Annotated in this window: 1 pseudogene; it reads right to left on the reverse strand. The window is 66.2% G+C overall.

The features are described from left to right. Positions 1-628, reverse strand: a pseudogene (locus EJK15_RS69830) (DNA-directed RNA polymerase subunit beta); the annotation flags it as partial.

A 628-nucleotide genomic window follows, 5' to 3' on the forward strand; every position in this document is an offset into this window, starting at 1 on the left:
GGACCCAGCTTGGTGTCACGGGCGTCGACCTCGTGCTCCTCGATGTGGATCGAGGAAAGCACGTCGTCCTGCACCAGCCGCTGCGACAGGATGATCGCGTCTTCGTAGTTGTGACCCTCCCACGGCATGAACGCCACGAGCAGGTTCTTGCCCAGCGCCATCTCGCCCTTGTCGGTGCACGGACCGTCGGCGATGACCTGGTTGACCTCGACCCGGTCGCCCTCGACGACGATGGGCTTCTGGTTGAACGAGGTGCCCTGGTTGGAACGCCTGAACTTCGCGACACGGTAAGTGGTGCGCGTGCCGTCGTCGTTCATGACCGTGATGTAGTCGGCGGAGACCTCCTCCACCACGCCGGCCTTCTCGGCACTGACCATGTCGCCCGTGTCGGTGGCCGCCCGGTATTCCATGCCGGTGCCGACCAGCGGCGCCTCGCTCTTGAGCAGCGGCACCGACTGGCGCATCATGTTCGCGCCCATGAGCGCGCGGTTGGCGTCGTCGTGCTCGAGGAAGGGGATCATCGCGGTGGCCACCGACACCATCTGGCGCGGCGACACGTCGATGTAGTCGACCTCCTCGGCACGGGCCAGCTCGGTCTCACCACCCTTGGTGCGGACCAGGACCCGGG

It is taken from the genome of Nonomuraea basaltis (assembly GCF_005893125.1).
Taxonomy (GTDB): domain Bacteria; phylum Actinomycetota; class Actinomycetes; order Streptosporangiales; family Streptosporangiaceae; genus Nonomuraea; species Nonomuraea basaltis.